Annotated in this window: 15 protein-coding genes; 1 reads left to right on the top strand and 14 read right to left on the bottom strand. The window is 33.6% G+C overall.

What is annotated here, in order from left to right:
* Position 1 precedes the first annotated feature (1 nt).
* Positions 2-1,264 (bottom strand): UDP-N-acetylglucosamine 1-carboxyvinyltransferase, encoded by a 1,263-nt coding sequence (locus RWL86_RS03225; RefSeq protein WP_314077180.1) that lies wholly within the window; start codon positions 1,262-1,264, stop codon positions 2-4.
* A 161-nt stretch (positions 1,265-1,425) separates the two neighbouring features.
* Between RWL86_RS03225 and RWL86_RS03220 the strand changes: the two genes are divergently transcribed.
* Positions 1,426-2,421, top strand: coding sequence for a biotin--[acetyl-CoA-carboxylase] ligase (locus RWL86_RS03220; protein WP_314077147.1), 996 nt, complete (start codon positions 1,426-1,428; stop codon positions 2,419-2,421).
* Between the two features lie 294 nt (positions 2,422-2,715).
* Here the strand turns inward: RWL86_RS03220 and pepF are convergent, their stop codons facing one another.
* From pepF to RWL86_RS03155, 13 genes are all read right to left on the bottom strand, one after another.
* Positions 2,716-4,521 carry an oligoendopeptidase F gene (gene pepF / locus RWL86_RS03215; RefSeq protein WP_314077146.1) on the bottom strand — a complete coding sequence of 602 codons (1,806 nt, stop codon included), beginning with the start codon at positions 4,519-4,521 and terminating at the stop codon, positions 2,716-2,718.
* Positions 4,522-4,564: 43 nt separating this feature from the next.
* Positions 4,565-5,638, bottom strand: a complete 1,074-nt coding sequence (locus tag RWL86_RS03210) for a winged helix-turn-helix domain-containing protein (RefSeq protein WP_314077145.1) — start codon at positions 5,636-5,638, stop codon at positions 4,565-4,567.
* The gene (locus RWL86_RS03205) at positions 5,628-6,905 is read right to left on the bottom strand and encodes an MFS transporter (protein ID WP_314077144.1); all 1,278 of its coding nucleotides are present in this window, start codon (positions 6,903-6,905) and stop codon (positions 5,628-5,630) included. The genes RWL86_RS03210 and RWL86_RS03205 overlap by 11 nt, the downstream gene beginning before the upstream one ends.
* A gap of 127 nt (positions 6,906-7,032) precedes the next feature.
* The gene (locus RWL86_RS03200; RefSeq protein WP_314077143.1) at positions 7,033-8,124 is read right to left on the bottom strand and encodes a hypothetical protein; all 1,092 of its coding nucleotides are present in this window, start codon (positions 8,122-8,124) and stop codon (positions 7,033-7,035) included.
* 114 nt (positions 8,125-8,238) lie between these two features.
* Positions 8,239-10,377: a PBP1A family penicillin-binding protein gene (locus RWL86_RS03195; RefSeq protein WP_314077142.1), complete on the bottom strand. Its 2,139-nt coding sequence runs from the start codon at positions 10,375-10,377 to the stop codon at positions 8,239-8,241.
* A gap of 458 nt (positions 10,378-10,835) precedes the next feature.
* Positions 10,836-11,270, bottom strand: coding sequence for a NusG domain II-containing protein (locus RWL86_RS03190; RefSeq protein ID WP_314077141.1), 435 nt, complete (start codon positions 11,268-11,270; stop codon positions 10,836-10,838).
* Positions 11,271-11,563: 293 nt separating this feature from the next.
* Positions 11,564-12,472 (bottom strand): ABC transporter permease, encoded by a 909-nt coding sequence (locus tag RWL86_RS03185; protein ID WP_314077140.1) that lies wholly within the window; start codon positions 12,470-12,472, stop codon positions 11,564-11,566.
* A 17-nt stretch (positions 12,473-12,489) separates the two neighbouring features.
* Positions 12,490-13,452, bottom strand: coding sequence for an oligopeptide ABC transporter permease (opp4B, locus tag RWL86_RS03180; RefSeq protein WP_314077139.1), 963 nt, complete (start codon positions 13,450-13,452; stop codon positions 12,490-12,492).
* Positions 13,453-13,455: 3 nt separating this feature from the next.
* Positions 13,456-14,403 (bottom strand): ATP-binding cassette domain-containing protein, encoded by a 948-nt coding sequence (locus tag RWL86_RS03175; protein WP_006702280.1) that lies wholly within the window; start codon positions 14,401-14,403, stop codon positions 13,456-13,458.
* Positions 14,403-15,404: an ABC transporter ATP-binding protein gene (locus tag RWL86_RS03170; RefSeq protein ID WP_314077138.1), complete on the bottom strand. Its 1,002-nt coding sequence runs from the start codon at positions 15,402-15,404 to the stop codon at positions 14,403-14,405. The genes RWL86_RS03175 and RWL86_RS03170 overlap by 1 nt, the downstream gene beginning before the upstream one ends.
* 375 nt (positions 15,405-15,779) lie before the next feature.
* The gene (locus RWL86_RS03165; RefSeq protein ID WP_314077137.1) at positions 15,780-17,564 is read right to left on the bottom strand and encodes an oligopeptide ABC transporter substrate-binding protein; all 1,785 of its coding nucleotides are present in this window, start codon (positions 17,562-17,564) and stop codon (positions 15,780-15,782) included.
* Between the two features lie 645 nt (positions 17,565-18,209).
* The gene (locus RWL86_RS03160) at positions 18,210-19,997 is read right to left on the bottom strand and encodes an oligopeptide ABC transporter substrate-binding protein (protein WP_314077136.1); all 1,788 of its coding nucleotides are present in this window, start codon (positions 19,995-19,997) and stop codon (positions 18,210-18,212) included.
* Positions 19,998-20,189: 192 nt separating this feature from the next.
* Positions 20,190-21,974, bottom strand: coding sequence for an oligopeptide ABC transporter substrate-binding protein (locus RWL86_RS03155; RefSeq protein ID WP_314077135.1), 1,785 nt, complete (start codon positions 21,972-21,974; stop codon positions 20,190-20,192).
* Between the last annotated feature and the right edge of the window lie 321 nt (positions 21,975-22,295).

The following is a 22,295-nucleotide window of genomic DNA, read 5'->3' as shown; positions in this document are numbered from 1 at the left end:
TTTAATCCTCTTCAATCATTTGGATATCAGCACCTAATTGCTGTAGATTTTCTACAATATGTGAATACCCTCTTAAAATATGTTCAATATTACTAATTTTTGTTGTTCCTTTAGCCATTAAACCAGCGATTACTAACGCTGCCCCTGCACGTAAGTCACTAGCAGCAACTTCACATCCCGTTAAAGGAGTTGGACCATTTATCGAAATCACATCATTTTCAACTCGACCTTTAGCACCCATACGATTTAATTCAGGAATATGATTGACACGTTTTGGATAAATCGTATCGATAATTTTAGCTTCTCCTATTGCTTTCATTAATAATGGCGTAATCGGTTGTTGTAAATCTGTTGCAAAACCTGGATAAGGCAGAGTTTTAATACTGACTGCTTTTAATTCTTTAGATGGGAAAACATGAATATCTTCCTCACCAATGGTCATTTTAACGCCCATTTCTTCCATTTTTGCTAAAAATCCTTCAATATGTTCGAAGATTACATTTTTTACAGTAACTCCTTCGCCCACTGCTGCTGCAATCGATAAATACGTTCCTGCTTCAATTCTATCTGGAATAATCGTATGACGGCATCCGTGTAATGCTTCCACACCTTCAATACGAATAACGCTTGTACCAGCACCTTTAATATTAGCGCCCATTTTATTTAATAGATTCACGACATCAATAATTTCCGGTTCTCTTGCAGCATTTTCAATAATCGTTTTACCTTTTGCACGAACAGCTGCTAATAAAATATTAATTGTTGCTCCTACAGATACAACGTCCATATAAATACGAGTTCCTGTTAATCCTTGTCCGTTTGTTGATAAATAAATGGCTCCCATTTCATTACGAACATCCGCTCCTAATGCTTTGAACCCTTTAATATGTTGGTCAATCGGTCTTGGTCCTAAGAAACATCCTCCTGGAAGTCCAACAACTCCTTCACCAAATTTTGCAAGAGTCGCACCCATAAAATAATACGAAGCTCTCATACTTTGAATTTTTCCACTTGGCATTGGAATGGATAACATATTCGTTGGATCAATGGTCAATACTCCTTCTTCAAAAGTAGTATGAACATTAAAATCTTTCAAAATTTCAATTAATGCGGCTACATCTTGAATATCTGGAACACCTTCTAATACAACTGGTTCTGATGCTAAAATAGCAGCTGGAATTAAAGCTACTGTACTATTTTTAGCACCGCTAATGGTTACTTCTCCAGTTAGTGGTTTTCCTCCATTAATGACTAATTTTCTCATTGATTCAAATCCTCTCATAACATCTTCTCTTCCATTATACCATGCCTTTACAAAAAGGCATACTTAAAACTTTCTCGAAAATTGTCACCCGTTTATCTATGTTAAGTTGACAATCCCTTCTAATCTTTATACAATTTGAATCAAATAAAGGGGGATTTTTTATGAAAACAAAAGAGGCTGTTTTACTCTATCTTCAAGAACATACTGGTGAACCAATTTCTGGAGAAATAATGGCACTAGCTTTAAATAAATCACGAACTTCAATCTGGAAAGCTATCCAATCGCTAAAAAAAGAAGGATACTCTATTGAATCTTCTACAAATAAAGGATATACATTATCTCAGAACAATGATGTTTTATCTGAACAACAAATCACCCAAGAACTTATTCAACAGCATCATCCAATCGATTGGGTTATTCAAACAATGGAAAGTACTACTTCAACGAATGATTTAGCAAAATTGTATGCAAATCATAACTCCACTACTCCTGCAATCTTTATAAGTGAAGAACAAACTGCTGGTAGAGGTCGTTTAGGAAGAAAATTTGTTTCTCCATCTAAAACAGGTTTATACATTAGCCTTTGTTTATTCCCTACTATAGCATTGGAAGACTTATCTCTCATTACTTGTGCAACAGCAGTAGCCTGTGTTGAAACACTAGAAGAATTAACGGGAAAATCTCTAAATATCAAATGGGTAAATGATTTATTCTATCAAGATAAAAAAGTTGGTGGAATTTTGACAGAGATCATTAGTGATTTTGAGTCTCAACAAGTTCAAGCACTTATTGTTGGAATGGGAATCAATCTTATTGAAAATCCCCAGTCCTTTCCGGAAGAATTACACTCTATTGTAGGTAGCATGTTTTCTTCTAAAACAGAATATGATAATTCTTCTTTCAATCGTAATCATTTTATTGCTCAATTTTTAGAAAAATGGACATTTTATTATCAAAATCTTTCTAAGAGAGACTTTATCGAGTCTTATAAAGAACATTCTAATGTAATTGGAAAATCCATCAAAGTTATCGAAGGAACCCAAGTTTATCATGCTTATACAAAAGACATTGATGAAAATGGACATTTAATTATCGAAAAAGAGGATAAGAGTTTGCACGCATTATCGTATGGAGAAGTTAGCATTCGTACGAAATAATAAATTAATTAATTTATAGGTTTGTCAATAGTTATATAGGCCGCAAGCAGCCACCTTCAGTGTCTCATTGCTTAAATTCGAGCCTTGGTCTCGAATTTTCCTTATAAAATACAAAAAAATAGAAATGACTTTTCTCTATAGCATTGGTAATATCAGCCAAACTGGCTGATATTACAGGAAAAAGCGAGACCCTAGGCTCGCTTTTTAGCAATGAGACTCGCTTTTGCGAGGCTGCTTGCGTCCTTTGCTATTTGAGAAAAGTCATTTCTATTGTTATGCTACCAAAGATAAGTCCTATTTTAACTCATCTGTCAATTCGTATAATTGATCCACTAATTTTCCTACGTAAGCAATGGCTTCTTTTAGTGGTTGTTCTGTTGAAACATCACATCCAGCATGACGTGCTAAGTCTTTTGCAGAAAGGCTACCACCTAATGCTAATGTATCTTTCCAAACTTGCGCTTGAGAAGGATCTTCCTCAATCTTATTCGCAATAGCTGTACCAATTGTTAAACCAGCAGAATAAGTATATGGATATAATCCCATATAATAGTGAGGTTGACGCATCCAAGTTAACTCTGCCCCTTCATTCACTACAAGACTATCTCCGAAGAATTCTTCCATTACTTCACGTTTCACTTTAGATAACACATCTGCATTTAACATTTCATTATTGTCTACCATCTTGTAAATACGATCTTGGAATACTGCTTCTAAATAGTGAGTTACCATATTATGGAAATAAGTACGACTAATCATATTACTAATAACCCAGCGTTTGAAACGAGCATCTGTGCTATTTTTCAATAAATAATTTGATACAATGACTTCATTACAAGTAGATGGAGCTTCTACAAAGTATAATGAACATTCATTATTAAACATTGTTAACTCTTCTCCAACACGTTTAAAGTGGTATGCATGTCCTAATTCATGAGCTAATACGAATACTTCATTCATTTTTCCAGTCCATGATAATAAAATATAGCTCGCTACTTTTGGGACAGTCGCACAGAATCCACCTGTGCTCTTACCAATATTTTGAGGGAAGTCAGTCCAACGTTTGTCGTAACTTTCATCAATCATATCTTTATAATCTTCCCCTAAAATTCCAAGAGCTTTCTTCAAATAGTCTCTAGATTCTTCAATGGACATATCCACTTCAAAATCAGGATCCAAATTAATTTTACAATCCGCAAATTGCATATCTTGAATGCTATGTTCTCTTGCTAATAAACGAATATAACGTTGAATATGAGGAGCTAAATCCGTCATTAATGTACGAATTTGACGATCGTATAATTCACGATCACCATCTTGTTGATCTAATAAGTAATCAATAACGCTATTATAACCACGCATCGTTGCAATCATTTTTTCTTTTTTAATCGTTGAGATATATTCATTCGCAACTGTATTTTTGTAGCGATTTAATGTTTTATAGAAACTTTTCGCTGCATTACGACGAACTTCTGTATGATTATCCATTTCATGCAAGTTTTCGTATAAAACAAAACTGTTTTCATATGTTTTTCCATCAGCTTCAAATGAGTCAAATTCCATATCTTCATGTTTTGTCACTTCATATAATTGATAGAAGCTTGGTAAACTAGACATATTTGATAAAACTTGTTCTGCATCTTTTGATAAAGTATGAGCTTTGACACGAATAATTTTTTCAATAAAGTAAGCTAAATCTGGACGTTTTTCTGCCACAAATTGGCGTAATAAACTTTCGTCTAATCCTACAATTTCAGTATCGTAGAAACTCATATTCAAAGCCCATGCACTAGCTAATTGTTCAAATAAAGTTGCATTTTCAACTACTGTATCATTGAAACGGTCAACAGTCATTGGTAATTCTGCATAATGAGATAAACGGTAAAATGTTTCATATAACGCTTCGTATTCTGCAGTAGCTGTAGTTAACACTTCTAAATCTGCCAATTTATCCTCATATTTTTCTTTAAAGCTCTTTAATTGAGCTTCTGTTTCTTTTAATGTTGTACGATATGCTTCATCACTTGGATATAATAAACTCATATCCCAAGTAATTGATTGATCGACTTCACTACGTTTTACTAATTTTACTTCACTCATGTGTATCCCTCCATACATTCTTTTGTATTGCTATTATAGCATATTATTTTTCATTCTCTAGTGAATTCGTCATAAAACTATCTTCCATTAATCCATTCATCACTTCTGTAATCAATTCCGTATGAATTGCCTGCGTACAATCCTTCTTATTCCAACCATGAACGACTAAATTAGATAAGACTAATTCATTAATATGATACGAAACAGTTGCCGAAGTAATGCCCAATTGTTCCGCAATTCCTTTCACACTCTTTGTACCCTTTGCAATTTCGCAAAAAATTTGATACCTTGTTTTATCTCCTAAATTTTTGAAGACATTAATCCGTTCTTGTTGCTTATCTAATCTAGTCTGGATTACGTGTTGAATCACTTCTAATGATTTTGCCCCTAGTATTAAAATTTCAGAATCTTGGAAAAAGAAATCCGATAATAATAAGGTTGGAATGACTGAAATTTCATCTGATGCCCAGTTAATTTCCTCGATGAGTTTTGTTCCAGAAAATGCTTCTGCTAAAATTGTTGGGTGTTCATGAATCGTGGTTTCAAATTCCTGATAAGATTTTTCTAATATCGGTAAATATTCTGCATAAACTTTATCAAAAATAGGCTTAATCGTTTCGTGTAAGAAAATAAAATCTTCGACAAACTTTTTAGGTCCGGACATAATCGTAAAGTAATTCCAACGTACAGTATCATCAATCGGCAGATTTTTTAAGAAATCTAGAAAAGCAAACTGATTCTCTAATAATTCTACAACTTTATCTTCGACACTTGCTTCTTCTTCATCTTGCTTCACAATAGTTGTCATTAATTGTTGCTTAATTTGACCTTCATCCATCGAATGTAAAACTTTAGCATACTCTTCAAATGAATGATAACGGAGTACATTTTTTACATTGACAAAAAACATTCGTAAAGCATCATCCTTATAGAAATAAAGAATATTATCTTTATAAGGTTCCAAAGGAACACTCATCTGTCTCATTTCTTCCACAATAACTTCTAATTGCTCTTCCAATGGTGAGGATGGACGTTCTTCATCTCTATCCTTTTTCAATATTAATATTGGATACAGCAGCTGATTGACAAACTCCATTTGCTCTTGTTTAAATTGCATTTTGCGCCTCCTTACTAGAATCTTGATACACTCGATTCGCTACTAATAAGAATACCACTAACCCCACAATAGAAACAACTAAACACACTGTAGCATTAGAAACATCTAATATCATTCCAAATACTAACTGCCCAATTGGAACAGAAATCGTAGCTAACATCCCCATTGTTGTCCCAATTCTTCCTAAATATTCTTCTGGAACCATTTTAGCACCTAAAGTTGATAATTGAATATTAATATACGTTGCTAAAACAGAAACAAGGATAAATCCAACAAGAATACCAGCTAACGACATCCATTGATTCATTGATAAAATATCACGAGCCATTGTTCCACACATAACCACAAATAATCCAACGACAAATCCCCCAGTATATTTCAATAATAAGTGAACGGGTTCTTTACTGTCTTTGATTAAACGATACGCAATTAATGGAGAAATCATACTCACTACTGCTACAAATGATTGAAACATACTAAATTCTGTATTTGAAAATTCCAACGTAACCCTGATAAAGTAAGTAATTACAATACCAAATATAGGAGACATTAAAAAGTTAATAATTAAGGCTAATAATACAATAATAATAAGATTTGGAATGTCGAACGCAATTTTAATGCCATCTTTGAAATCTGTCCAAAAACTATTCACAACGGATTGTTCTTCTGCCATTTGTTTTTGAACTTTACGTTCAGGAATTTTCATAAATGCATAACCAATCATTGTCAAAAATAAAATACTTCCTGAAATGAACAAAGAACCTGTAATAGAAAAAGTCGAATAAATAAAGGCAGCTACAAATGGTGTAATAATATTCACAATTCCATTATCCACTTGCATCCAAGTATTCGCTAGAGCTAATTGATTTTCTTCAACAATTGCTGGCAAAACACTCATCATTGGCCCCGATTGAAAAACTTCTACTAATTCTAAAATAATGACCAAAACATAAATTGCTACAAGAGATAAATTACTTGTCAAATAAGTACCCACTCCAAATGCAAATAATGTAATTACCGTCATTAGTGTTGTATATACGAGACCTTTTTGTCGATCCACTCTATCTCCCCACACACCTGCAATTGGAGAAAATAAAATTCGAGGAAAAATAATAATCGATAAAATACTCGCAAAGGCCGTTGCAGACCCTGTCTTATCTAATACATAGAGCGACAAAGCGTATTGAATGATATTACTCGCTGCTCCCGCAAATGTACTACTTAACCATAATTTTCTAAAATTTGCATTATTTAATATGATATCCATAAAATTCCAACCTCACTTTCTAAATAAATTAGATAGTTATCTAACTTTATTTGAATTTTACTGCTAAAAATGAAAAAAGTCAACAAAAATTAGACTTTTATCTAACTTTTGTTGACATTTAATTTTATTACATTTCTGGATTCCATTTTCCAGTTGAATCTACATAATAATTTCCTACCCATGTGTCACGAGCTAATGCCCCATTTTGCCCTAAATAGTATGAATCTTGCCAATAGTCACGAGCATATTTTCCATTACCATGTAAGTAGAACCAGTTTTGATAATTCGAATCATAGACCCATTCTCCACTAGCCATATAACCGCCAGCTTCTAAATAGTAGTCACCTTTCCAAGTATTTTCAAGGTATTCTCCATTTTCATCTAAATAGAACCAACTTGAGTAATTCGCATCATAAATCCATTGAGAAATCACTTTTTCTCCATTTTTATAATACTGACGATTTACCCAACCATTTAACACTTTATTCGAAGTTGCAGATTTAAAAGCTGTTCTAAAGCTACGATAATTTCCTTTTGAAGTAGAAATTTTTGAAGCTTCACCACTCATTTCAACATTAACGGTAGCAGAACCATTTCTTCCTAAATAGTTTTCAGCAAGATTTGAATCAAATCCATTTGATTTTAACCACTCAGTATTTGTAAAAGCTTGTGCAGTAATAATTCCTTTTCCATCTTGTTGAAAAGCTACTAAAGCTGTATGAGTAAAATCTGGACGAATTAAATTCCAATAATGTCCTATTTGTTCCCCAACTTCTAATGGTTGGTTATTTACTTTCGATTTAACATAAGCAGCTTTTTCACCATAGAAATATTCAATTCCTTCTAGAACTCCAGAACGATTCCAAGCTAAGTTTTCACCATAACTACGGACATTATCTTTTACAATACTAAACGGATCACTTTCTCCATTCGGACGACTATGTGCTAATAATACTGAAGCTTCTACGGAACGAATTTCTGCAATTTTTTCTAAAGCAGTTGACCATTTAATGGGTACATAACGATCTACTAATCCTTCCTCATATGCTTCTTTACGAATTTCATTAATACGATTAATAATCGCTTCTTTACTATCAGATACATATGTTCCACTTACAGCTGTTTCTTCAGCAAAAGCTGTTGTATTCTGACTATACGTACCAACTGTATAAAGTGTTAAAGCTGTAAGACAGCCAATAAATAGTTTTTTATATTTCATAGTTTCCCCCCTATTCAAACTTTGCAACTAGTATACACGAATTTCATGTCAACTATAGAGCAGTTATGTAACAGTTTAATGTCATTTTATTACTATTACTTTTCTAACAAATTTTTATTGTCCTATTTTTTTCCATAATTGCCCTGTCCATTCTTGGACTTTTGACCATAATTGTTTACCAGTTTCCTCTGCTTTTTGAATCAACTCATCTACATTTAATGACGAATCTTTTTTCTCAGTAGTTACAGCAGGAGCGACACCAAATGGTGTATTTTTTGGATAAGTACTTAATAATCCATACATTTCTAATTGGAATAAAGGTCCCACACCATGTGTACTTGATACAGCAAGAGAATATTTGGCAGAATCATCATACCCCATCCAAGTTGCAACAACCATATCCGGTGTATATCCAATCATCCACTGATCTCTAGCACCATCTTCTCCATTTACCGTTTCTGTTGTACCTGTTTTTCCTGCAATCGTATAACCTGCTGGCGCAGCATTTGCTCCACCACCACCCGGTGCATACACCGTTAATAACATACTTGTCATTTTATCAGCAACTGTTTCACTCGTCACTTTATTTGTTTGAGGAGTTGTATTATCAACAATCACCGCACCTGTAGCATCTACAATTTTAGTCACAAATCTACCTTTTGCACGGACTCCTTTATTGGCAAAAGTTGTATAAGCAGATGCCATTTCCATTGGAGAAACTCCTTTTGTTAATCCACCTAATGCAATTCCTAAATATTCATCCTCTGGAACTGTTGAAATTCCAAACTGATGAACTTTTTCAATTCCTTTTTTCAAACCTAATTGATCCAATAACCAAACTGCAGGAGCATTCCAACTTAAACTTAATGCCTCAGTCATTGTTACAGTTCCCTTATTTTGGTGATTCCAGTTTTCAGGAGTATATTTTTCTGGACCATACGAACGTTTTTCATCTACTAAGGTTGAATTAGGTTCATACCCTTCTTCTAAAGCTAAAGTATAAACTGCTAAAGGTTTAAACGTTGAACCAGGTTGAACTTTCATTTGAGTCGCACGATTAAATCCTCTAAAAGTATGCTTCCCTGCTCCATCAATTCTTCCTCCAACTACAGCTAACACGTTCCCCGTTTGAGGTTCCATAGCAATAGATGCTGCTTGAGCTTTCGTTCCATCATCATAAGCAGGATATAATTGCGTATTTCCAAATGTTTCTTCCATATCTACTTGTAATTTTTGATTTAATCCAGTATAAATGCGATACCCTTTATTAAATAAATCCTCTTCTTTAATCCCATATTGTTGAGTAATTTCATTAATCACTGCATCAAAATAATAAGGATAACGATATCTTGAATTGGCTACATAACTATCTACTAAAACAATATCTGATTCTGATGCAATATTAGCATCTTGCTCACTAATCTTTCCATTTGTCACCATTAATTGTAATACCGTAGCTCGTCTTTTAACGGTAGCATCATAATGATCAATAGGATTATAATAACTTGGCGCTTTTAAAGAACCTGCAAGTATTGCTGATTCACTAATGGATAAATCTGCAGCACTTTTTCCAAAATAACGTTGAGCAGCATTTTCAATCCCATATGCACCATTACCAAAATATGCATTATTCAAATACATCTCTAGTATTTGATCTTTTGTATAATGCTTTTCAATTTCAAAACTTAAAAATAATTCTTTTGCTTTTCTTAAAAATGTTTGATCTAATGTTAAAAATGTATTTTTTGCTAATTGCTGTGTTAACGTGCTACCTCCACCAACAATATTCCCACGATGAAGAATTAATCCAGCAACAGCACGAAAAATTCCAATCAAATCAAACCCTTTATGATCATAAAAACGTTTATCTTCTGTAGAAATAACTGCATCTTTCATCGAAGTAGAAATATTATCTATTGATACATATTCTGCTTTCGAGATATTTAAAGCGCCTGCTTCTTTTGAATCCGCATCATAAATAACGGTTTCTTGAATCATCCCCGCTCTTAAACCACTAACATCAGCAGTCTTTGCCCCATATACTAAATAGGCTAAAAAGAAGGCTGTGAAAGTTAGAAAAATTGTACAAAATAGTTTTGTTACATGAAATTTTTTCCAAAATTTTCTAATTCTTTTTAGCCAAGGATGATTCCATATTTTTTTATACCATTTATCTTTTAAACCAATTTCGTTCTCGATTTTATCATGACGAGAAGGAATTTTTTGCGGTTCTAAAGGTTGATTGTCATTCATAAAACTCTCTCATTTCTTTAATTTCAATATAATATTATCGTATCATGAATAAATTTAACTGACAAATAATAGAACAAGATTTTACAATTTATTAAACAACAAAAAAGACTTCTCTTAGTAGCTATCGTCCTTCGCTACTATGAAAGAAGTCTAACTTTTATCCGAACTCCCATAAATATCCGTTAAAGAAGAATAGACTTCCCATAGTAGTATGCGTAACAGGGGCTACTGGCGTTCTATACTACTATACAGGAAAGTCTAAATTTTTCTTCGTACCCTCATAAATATCCGTCAAAACAGAATAGACTTCTCGTTGTAGAAAGAATACAAGTAGACAAGCATTGGCTACTTGTATTTGGAAAATTTGAGACCTAAGGCTCAAATTTTAGGCATGAGACTCGCTCTTGCGAGGCTGCTGCCGTCCCTTACTACTTCAGAGAAGTCAAATTCTGTTCCGTTTACAGGGGAATGATAGTATCCGTTTCTTCGGTAGGATCCTGCGTTGAAACAATCTCAATCATCAACCCATGCGGCAAACAAATACTCGTTTGCCCCACTCTTGAAATCCAACCCGTTTTAACGGCAATTTGGTCAGGACTATTATCTTCCTTATCCCTAATTCTAGTCCCATCTACTTCAATAATATTATATTGCTCATCACTAGGGAAATAAATAAATTCCTCTCTCGGAGTATCCTCTTTCAATTCAAAACGCTGCACTTCTTCACCATTAATCGTAACAACAGCATAAATCTTTGCTTCTTCAGTTGAAGTTGTCATCTGTTGTACTGCAAAAATTGCATTTGGTAAAAACGATAAAATAAATAAGGCAATTACAATAATAATGTCATAAGGCTTCACTAAATGTTGATACTTCTTAAATTTCTCTCTCATAAATCCTCCATTAAAATTATTAGCCCTTCTATTTTACAAAAAAATACAAATTTAAACAACCAAAAAGGTAAAAGAAAAAGACTTCTCATAGTAGATTACGCATGAAACCGAAGATTTAATGCCATCCTTTACTACTATATAGAGAAGTCTATCTCGTTACGTCTTCTCATGAATATCCGCAAAAAAAGAAAAGACTTCTTATAGCAGTATGCGTAACAGCAGCCACATTTTTGGCTACTGTTACTAGGAAGCTTGCGTCCTATACTGCTATGAAAGAAGTCTAATTCGTAATATTAACCTAGACGTTGACGAGCATCCGCTGCACGTTGGAACGCTTGTCCAATGTAGTTGATACATAACATCATTACTAAAATTAAAATTGTTGCAGGTAACCATACCCACATTTTGTTTTCAATAATATCTTGCGTTTTCGCTGCAGAAATTAATGTTCCTAAAGAAGGAGTTGTATATGGTAAACCGAAACCTAAGTATGTTAAACCAGTTTCAATACCGATATTTCCTGCTAAACGTAAAATTAAGTTAACAATGATTAATGAACTAATGTTAGGTAAAATCTCGCGGAACATAATTTGTAAATCACTTGAACCTAAAGTCTTAGACGCATTTACATAATCTAAACTAGCTTCTTGTAACGTACGAGTTCTGAATAAACGAGCTGAACCAACCCAGTAGAACAATGTCATAATTAAAATAAAGTGGAATAATGTATAGTTTGGAATAACTGTAACGAATACGATGATAATCATTAATGTTGGTAAAATCATGATGAAATCAACAATACGCATTAATGTAGTATCAACCCATTTACCATAGTATCCAGAAATTAAACCAACGATAATCCCGATAATACACGTTAAAATTGTAATCGTGAAACCAATTGTTACAGAGTTACGAGCCCCGATAACTAACATCGCGAACACATCACGACCACCTTCATCAGAACCTAATAAATAACCGTTAACACCTGGTGCTTTATAACGTTGTAAAATATTTACTTTCAAAGCAGTTGCTTCATTAATGAAGAACGGACCAATGTAAATAAATAAGAAAATTAAAGTTAAGATAATTAATGCTGCAAGAGCAATTCTATCTTTTAAAAATTCACGCACAATAACCTGAAACCCAGTAGGTGGGGTAGATACGGTGCTTTCTTTTGTTACATCTTTTTTATCTTGCGCCATTTGCTACTCCTCCTTTTCTATTGTACGCGAACCCTAGGGTCAACGATACTCATAATAATATCAGATAATAATGTTCCTAATAGTGTTGCTGTACCAAATAGTAATAACAACGCTAAGATAACAGAATAGTCACGAGATGAAATTGAACTTACGAATAAGTTCCCCATTCCTGGATATGAGAAGATATTTTCAATAAACACTGAACCACCGATTAAACCTGTGAATTCATATCCTAAGAATGCTGCGATTGGTAAAATTGAGTTACGAAAAATATGACGGTTAAATACCACTTTTTCAGGAACCCCTTTAGCACGAGCTGTACGAACATAGTCTTGACTCTTCGCATCAATTACCCCAGTTCTTAAATATTGAACTGTACCAGTTGTTGATAAAATTGCCATTGTTAATGCTGGTAATAATAAGTGGTGGAATCGATTAATTAAATAAGTAATCGAACCTGGCGATACGCCTGAATCTACCGAACCACGAGTTGGGAACCAACCTAATGTATAACCGAATAACCATAATAGGATTAAGGCAAATACGAATGTTGGAATCGAATAAGTAATGAAGTTATAAACAACGATTAACTTATCTGCCCATGAGTTTTGATAACGTCCTGCAACCATCCCTAAAGGAAGTGCAATTAAATACGTTAAAATTAATGTTAATAATGATAACCATACTGTATTACCAATACGTTCACCAATTAATTTTGTAACAGCATATTTATAAGTATAACTTTGTCCAAAGTCTCCTTGGAAAGCTTTTCCCATCCAACGAACATATTGAATATACCATGGATCATAGAAACCAGCTTTCACACGTAAAGCTTCAATTGTGTTCGGATCTGTTTCAGGAGTAATTAAACCTGTAAATGGATCCCCTGGCATCATCTTAGCAATTAAGAATGCTAATAAACTTAAAATTAAAATTTGTGGCAACATTAGTAGCACACGACGTAATATAGTTTTCCACATAGTCTAGTTACCTCCCTTTGCTGACGGATTCAACGCAACAAAATGCGAATCTGACAATTGTTGTAAATCGAATACACGACCATTTTCGTCATAGTACATTGTTTGATTTTCTTGATAGAATTTCTCAGCTTCAATACGACGTAGTTTGTTCGCTTCACGGTTTACTGGGTCAATAACTGGAATGGCTGATAATAAACGTTTTGTATAAATATGTTGAGGGTCTGCATAAATATCATTTGCTTTTCCTGTTTCAACAAAACGTCCACGATACATAATGAATAATTCATCACACATGTGTTTTACAACCCCAAGGTCATGAGAGATGAATAAATAACTTAAGTTAAATTCATCTTGAATACGTTTCATGTAGTTTAATACTTGCGCTTGTACTGATAAGTCCAAAGCAGATACTGGTTCATCGGCAATAATTAAACGTGGATTACTTGCTAATGCACGAGCTACCCCAATACGTTGACGTTGTCCACCAGAGAATTGGTGAGGGTATTTTAATAATGCTTCTTCAGATAAACCAATGATTTCCATTAATTCGATAACTTTGCGACGTTCTTCTTCTGGAGATAAACGGTCGAAGTTACGTAATGGCTCAGCCACGATATCTAAAATACGTTTTTTAGGATTAAAACTTGATAATGAATCTTGGAAAATCATTTGTACATTACGATTGTAATCAGAAGTACGACGACGTGCTTTATTTGTCACATCTTGTCCTTCATATAATACTTTACCGCTTGTAACTGGCTCTAAACCGATAATTGCTTTACCGATTGTTGATTTACCAGAACCTGATTCACCTACAAGTCCATATGTTTTTCCTTCTTCAATTTCCAATGTAACACCATCAACGGCATAAACGTGATCCGTTACTCGGTTGAAGAAGCCACTTCTAATTGGATAGTGAACTTTTAAATCTTCAATTCTTACAAAACCCATTATGCTTCCTCCCCTTCAAAATGGAAATTTTTATAACATGTACAACGAACAAAATGGCCTTGACCAACTTCGTGTAATGTTGGATTTTCTTCATGTTCTTCTGCAGAAATCCATGGAATACGAGGAGCAAAACGGCATCCTGTACGTGGTAAGCTTGGTAATGGAGGAACTGTACCTTCAATTACGTGTAACTCTTGTCCTTCTGAACCAGCTTGAGGAATTGATTGTAATAATGAACGAGTATATGGATGTTTAGGATTTGTAAATAATTCCTCTACAGGAGCAATCTCTACGAATTGTCCAGCATACATCACAGCTACACGGTCAGCAGTTTCCGCAACTACCCCAAGGTCGTGCGTAATTAAAATAATTCCTGATTGTGTTTCTGCTTGAATTTCATTTAATAAATCTAAGATTTGTGCTTGAATCGTTACGTCAAGCGCAGTTGTTGGTTCATCAGCGATAATGATTGGTGGTTTACATGATAATGCAATCGCAATAACAACACGTTGACGCATCCCACCTGATAATTCATGTGGGTATTGTTTAAATGTACGTTGTGGATTTGGAATCCCTACTTGTGCAAGTAATTCCAATACACGTTCTGTACGTTGTTTTTCATCTAAATCTGTATGATATAATAATGCTTCGTCAATTTGAGCACCAATGGTCATTAATGGGTTTAATGAAGCCAATGGATCTTGGAAAATCATTCCAATGTCATTTCCACGAATTTTATTATATAAAGTCTCATTTAAATTCACTAAGTTAACATCATTATAAATAATGTCCCCTGTAATTTTTGTATTTAATTTATTATGCAAGCCCATAATTGTAGTTGCTAATGTAGATTTACCACATCCAGATTCCCCTACAATTGCTAAAATTTCATTTTTTTCTAATGTTAATGAAACACCATCAACTGCATCATAAAAATCATCTTTAATACGAAATCCAACATGTAAATCGTTGATTTCTAATAATGGTTTATCGATAGCCAAATTCTATTCCTCCTTTGTCTGAATCGTATGTTTGTCCTACAGCATTCAAATGAATAATATTCTTTAAACATTATTGATATTATACGTATTTTCAACTGAAAATGCAAATTGTATGACAATTCCATTTTTAAAATAACGTATGTTTATTCTACCACGATTCTTTGGAAATTCCTATGATTTTCTACAGAAATTTTTAATAATTTCCTCATATTTCCCATAAAAATGTTTTCAAAAAGAGTCTGTTTGATGAAACTTTACATCAATTAATTTTTTCTTATTTCTAGTTATAGTTATTTCGTATAATGATAAAAAGAAAAAGGACTCTTAAAGTAGCAAGCATCCTTTACTACTTTATTAAAAGTCCTATTCTATATCCTATTTTACTGGAGTATCTGCAACTAATTCCATTTCATTAATCGCATTTTTTGGATTATTCGAAGCGATATCCGTACTATAATATTTCACTCGTTTATTTACAGCAGTAATTTGATCCCCAATTAAAGTTGGGAATACATACGCTTGATCATGCACATATTTTTGCCATTCTTTATAATACTCAATATTTTTAGCATCATCGAATGCACTTTCAGAATTAATTTTATTGAAAATATCTGTTTGTTCCTTACTTACAAAACGTGTAAAGTTAAACTTCGCATCTTCCCCATATAACCCTGTTGGATCTGGGTCAAATCCTGTATTCCATCCTGCAGTATACATATCAATTTCTGGATCGTTTGCTTCTACTTTATCATAGAAACTATTCACTTCCATTGTACGTCCGTTTACTAATTGAATATTTAATCCAATTTCTTTCCACCATAATAAATATTGTTGAATTAAAGATTCATTTGCATCATCACGAGTACGAGCAATAAAATTAATCGTTAATTTAGAACCATCTTTATTTTCTCGTAATCCATCCCCATCTACATCTTTATAACCGGCATCATCTAACATTTTCTTAGCTTTTTCTGGATTATAAGTAAATCCTTCTTGGTCTTTATTATATACATCTTTAAAGAATGGAATAATTAATGAATTCGTTCCACGTTGTAATCCGTTGTATAAACTCTTTCCAGCTTGATCGATATCTAATGCATATGCAATTGCTTGACGTAAAACTGGATCAGACATTTTGGCATTTGGATTCATCACATTTTTACTAATTGATTCATCCCATTTTCCTAATTGGAATGCTATATATTCATAAGCAGAGTCCTCGCTACCTAATAAAGTGACATTCGTTAAATCTTTATAAGTATCAAATTGAGCTCTTGGCATTGAAGCAATATCATATTTCCCTGCTTTCATTTCAGAAACAATACTATCTGGAGAGACAAGTTCTGCTACTACCTTATCTAATTTTGGTCTTCCTTTATAATAGTACTCATTTGCTTTATAAGTCACTGATTCCCCAGGAACAATCGATTCAATGGTAAAGGCGCCTAACCCTACTACTTTTGTTCCACGAACATAATCGCTTTGTTCCCAATCTTTTACAGGAATTGTTGAAAAAATATGTTTAGGCATAATGTAAGGACTAATTGGTCCCCCTGCTAACTTCATGGATGGAGTCATTTCTTTATAATGAATTTTTATTGAATAATCATCAATTTTTTCTAGTCCAGAAATACTAGACGATTCACCATTATGAAACTCTTCCATTCCTTCGATATTTTTATAATTCGCATCATAACGAATACCTGTATAATCTTTATCTCCAATTCCTTCATAAGTAAAGATATAGTCATCAATGGTAACTGGTTGTCCATCAGACCATTTATAATCTTTTGAATTTAATGTTACCTTCACTGTTTTTCCAGGAACATCAAATTCAAGTGACGCTAAACCAGAGTTCACTAGCTTACGATTTTCGTCATATTCAAACATTGTTCCATCAACATAACCTGCTAATGCAGAATCTGTTGAATCTGAAGCTAATTCATCAATAAAAAGTCCATTAAAAGGAGATGCACTTACGATGGCATATTTTAATGTTCCACCTTTTATTGGTGTTCCTTCATGAGTAACTTCCTTTGCAAATGTTCTATCCTTTGCGTTTGAGTCATTCGCCCCATCTGTAGAGTTTTTCGGAGAACAAGCTCCTAAAACAGCAACTATTGCAAGTGAGGATAAGATTGCCTTGCTTTGTTTTTTCATGATTTTCCACCCTTTTTGGTTTATTTTTATCACTATTATTTTAGCACACTGAACCATCGTTTCAACCGCTTACAATTATTTCTTCCCAAACTTTAATAAACTCCTCATTAATTCCTATGAAAATCTCATACAAAATCCTCTTATAAAAAGAGCAATGAATTTTTCCGTTGTAGCTCAAATATGACACTCGCAAAGCGAGGCTGCTAGCGTCGTCAACTACAACAGATAGTATCATCTTACGCCCCCCATCCCTCTACACAAAAAGAGCCATGAATTTTTCCCGTAGCATGATTAGTAATAGCCAAGAATTGGCAATTATCAAAAGGAAAATTTGAGACCTCAGGCTCAAATTTTAGCCATGAAACCGCAGATTTGCTGGCGTCCTTTGCTACTTTTGAAAAATTCTACGCACTCCCATTCCTCAACACAAAAAGAGCCATGATACTATCCGTTGTAGCTCAAGCAACCAAAGCCAAATATTGGCTTTAGTTGCACGAAAATTCGAGACCTAAGGCTCGAATTTTAGCTATGAGACTCGCAAAGCGAGGCTGCTAGCGTCGTCAGCTACAACAGATAGTATCATGGCTCGCCCCTAAACAAAAAACTCGACTCAATGTATTTCACTGAGTCGAGAAAAAAGTGGGCTTATTTTGCAGGTTCGTTTGCAGTTAATTGCAATTTAACCATTGACGATTTTTCATTATTTGATCCAAGTTTTGTATCGAAGTATTTCACACGTTTGTTAACAGCAGTAACTTTCTCACCTGTAATAGTTGGGAAAATGAACGCTTGATCGTGTACATATTTTTGCCATTCTTTATAGAATTGAATATTCTTAGAATTATCGAATGCTTCGTTAGAAGAAATTTTCTCAATAATCGCATTTCCTTCAGCACTTGAATAACGTTCGAAGTTGAATTTAGCTGCTTCTCCAAATAATCCTTCTGGATTTGGATCGTAACCAGTTGACCAACCAGCAGCAAACATATCAATTTCAGGATCATCCGCTTGAACTTTATCATAGAAGCTGTTCAATTCAATTGTACGTCCTGTATATAATTGAACATCCAATCCAACTTCTTTCCACCATAATAGATATTGTTGAATTAATGATTCATTCGCATCATCACGAGTACGAGCTGCAAAGTTGATTTTAAGTTTAGAACCATCTTTATTTTCACGTAATCCATCGCCATCTACATCTTTATAGCCAGCATCATCTAATAATTTCTTAGCTTTTTCTGGATTATAAGCGAAACCTTCTTGATCTTTGTTGTAAATATCTTTGAAGAATGGGATGATAATTGAGTTTGTACCATGTTGTAATCCATTATACAAGTTTTTACCTGCTGTATCAGGGTCAATCGCATAGGCAATCGCTTGACGTAAAGCTACATCACCCATTTTTGGATTTGAAGCCAATACGTTTTTACCTTGATCTTTATCCCATTTACCTAATTTAAATCCAATATATTCATAAGCTGATTCTAAAGAACTTACAAAAGTAACATTTGTTAAATCTTTAAATGAATCGTACTGAGCTGATGGCATACTTGCAATATCATATTTACCAGCTTTCATCTCTGATACGATACTATCAGGAGATACTACTTCCATTACGACTTTATCAAGATTTGGACGTCCTTTAAAGTGGTGTGGATTTGCTACTAATGTTACAGATTCACCTGGTACCATTGATTCAATTGTAAACGCCCCTAGACCAACGTTAGATTTACCACGTACAGCATCACTTTGTTCCCAATCTGCTACAGGAATTTTAGAGAATACATGTTTAGGCATAATATAACTACTTACTGAACCACCAGCTAATTGCATTGAAGGTGTCATTTCTTTGTAATGAATTTTCACAGTGTAGTCATCTAATTTTTCTAAACCAGAAATTGTTGAAGCTGAACCTTTGTGGTACTCTTCCATTCCTTCAATATTTTTATAATCTCCATCATAACGTACACCTGTGTAATCTTTATGACCAACTCCTTCATAAGCAAAGATATAGTCATCAATTGTTACTTTTTCTCCATCTGACCATTTATAGTCTTGAGAGTTTAATTTAACCGTTGCTGTTTTGCCTTCTACATCAAATGAAATAGAAGCTAAACCTGAATTAACTAATTTACGGTTGTCATCATATTCAAACATTGATTCATCAATCATACCAGCCACTGTTGAGTCTGTACTATCTTGTGATAATTCATCAATAAACACGCCATTTAATGGTGAAGATGAAACAATCGCATATTTTAATGTACCACCTTTAATTGGTTCACCATCGTGAGTAATTTCAGAAACAAATTTTGATTTATCTGCTCCCTCTGTTGTCGCAGTTGTTGTTGTCGTTGTTTTTGAACCACATGCTGCCATCGTCAATGCTACTGCTGCTGTTGGTAACCATAACCATTTTTTCTTCATCATTTTTCATCTCTCCTTAATAAAATCTTCTTCAAAAATTCATTTTTTGTTTAAGATGTTATTATAATAACACAATTTTTAATTTTTGCAAGTGTATTTTTAATCTTTTTTTAATTTATTTTCACTTTATCTCATTTTAAACTAAAAAAAGACCTTTCTCACGGGCATATCCATAAGAAAAGTCTTTATATTGAACTATTTAACTTGAGTATCTGATACTACTTCTAATTGATACAATGCTGATTTTGAATTGCTTGTTCCAATCTTCGTATCATAATATTTCACACGCTTATTAACAGCTGTTACTAAATCCCCTACTAATGTTGGGAAAATAAATGCTTCATCATGAACGTATTGTTGCCATTCTTTGTAGAATTCAACATTTTTTGCATCGTCAAATGCTTCTGTTGAACTAATGTTATTAATGATGCTATTTCCTTTTTCGCTTACAAAACGAGCAAAGTTAAATTTAGCTGTTTCGCCGAATAAGTTTGCCGGGTTTGGATCGAAACCTGTTCCCCAACCAGCTGCAAACATATCAATTTCTGGATCATCTGTTTGAACTTTTTCATAGAAGTTATTCGATTCAATGGTACGTCCAGTATATAATTGAACATCTAATCCAATTTCTTTCCACCATAATAAGTATTGTTGAATTAATGATTCATTTGCATCATCACGAGTACGTGCCGCAAATGTAATACTTAATGGAGAACCATCTTTATTCTCACGAATTCCATCACCATCAACATCTTTATATCCAGCTTCTTCTAACATTTGTTTTGCTTTTTCTGGATTATATTTAAATCCTTCTTGTTCTGCATTATATACATCTTTGAAGAATGGAATAATAATCGAATTTGTTCCACGTTGTAAGCCATGGTAAAGTGTTTCACCTACTGTATCCATATCTAATGCATAAGCAATTGCTTGACGTAATACTGGGTCACTCATTTTTGCATTTGGATCAGTGATGTTTTTACCACTTGCTTTGTCAAATTTTCCTAAATGGAAAGCTACATATTCAAATGAAGATTTAAACGTACTTACTAAGTTCACATTTGTTAAATCTTTATAAGATTCATATTGAGCATTTGGCATCTCAGCAATATCATATTTACCTGCTTTCATTTCTGAAACAATATTATCTGGAGATACAATTTCCATCACTACTTTATCTAATTTTGCACGGCCTTTGTAGTAATGTTCATTTGGAACTAAAGTTACAGATTCACCTGGAATAATGGATTCTAACTTAAATGCTCCTAAACCAACAAATTTAGTTCCACGAACATATTCACTCTTATCCCATTCTGCAACTGGAATTGTAGAGAAAATATGTTTTGGCATAATATACGCACTTAATGCTCCACCTGCCAATTTCATAGAAGGACGCATTTCTTTGAAGTGAATTTTCACAGAATAATCATCAATTTTTTCTAAACCTGATACTGAATCTGCTTTCCCTGCATGGAATTCTTTCATTCCTTCTACATTTTCATATTTACTATTATAACGAGAACCTGTGTAATCTTTATGACCAATTGATTGATAAGTGAAGATATAGTCATCAATTGTTACAGGTTGACCGTCTGACCATTTATAATCTTTAGAATTTAATGTAACAGTTACTGTTTTGCCTTCAACATCATAATCAATACTTGCTAAACCAGTATTTGTTAACTGTCTATTCTCATCATATTCAAAAATACTTGCATCAATTTGAGCACTAATCGTAGAGTCTAGTGAGTCTTGTGCTAATTCATCAATAAATACACCTTTAAAGCCTGAAGATGCTACTAAAGCATATTTTAATGTTCCGCCTTTGATAGCTTCTGCATCATTGACTGCTTCAGTTGCGAACTTTGTTTGTGTCCCTAATGGTGTTTTAGTAGCTATTGTTTCTTTATTAGAACTACATGCTGCTAAAGCTAATACTGTTGCTGCTGTTGTTACATATAACCAATTCTTTTTCTTCATCTCATTCCTCCAAATATTTCTTATTTCACATAAAGCTCTCATCTCCTTATGTCGAAATCATTCTATCATAAATTAAAATAAAAGCAAATTTTTTTAATCTTTTTCACTTTATTTACTCATAATCGCATAAATTTCTAATAAAGTGTCTCTGTATCGTGGAAAAATAAAAAAACTCCCTCAAAGTAGCACAGTTAGTTCCACTTTAAGGGAAGTCATATAATAATTTAACGTACTATCATTAAAGAATGGCACAACACATAGACTTCCCGCAGTAGCGCAAGTACTAGAAGCCATCCCTTTGGCTTCTAGTACAGGAAAACT

The sequence above is a fragment of the uncultured Granulicatella sp. genome (assembly GCF_963515095.1).
Taxonomy (GTDB): Bacteria; Bacillota; Bacilli; order Lactobacillales; family Aerococcaceae; genus Granulicatella.
The sequence above is the reverse complement of the archived record's forward strand: the minus strand, read 5'-3'. Positions and strand labels throughout refer to the sequence as shown.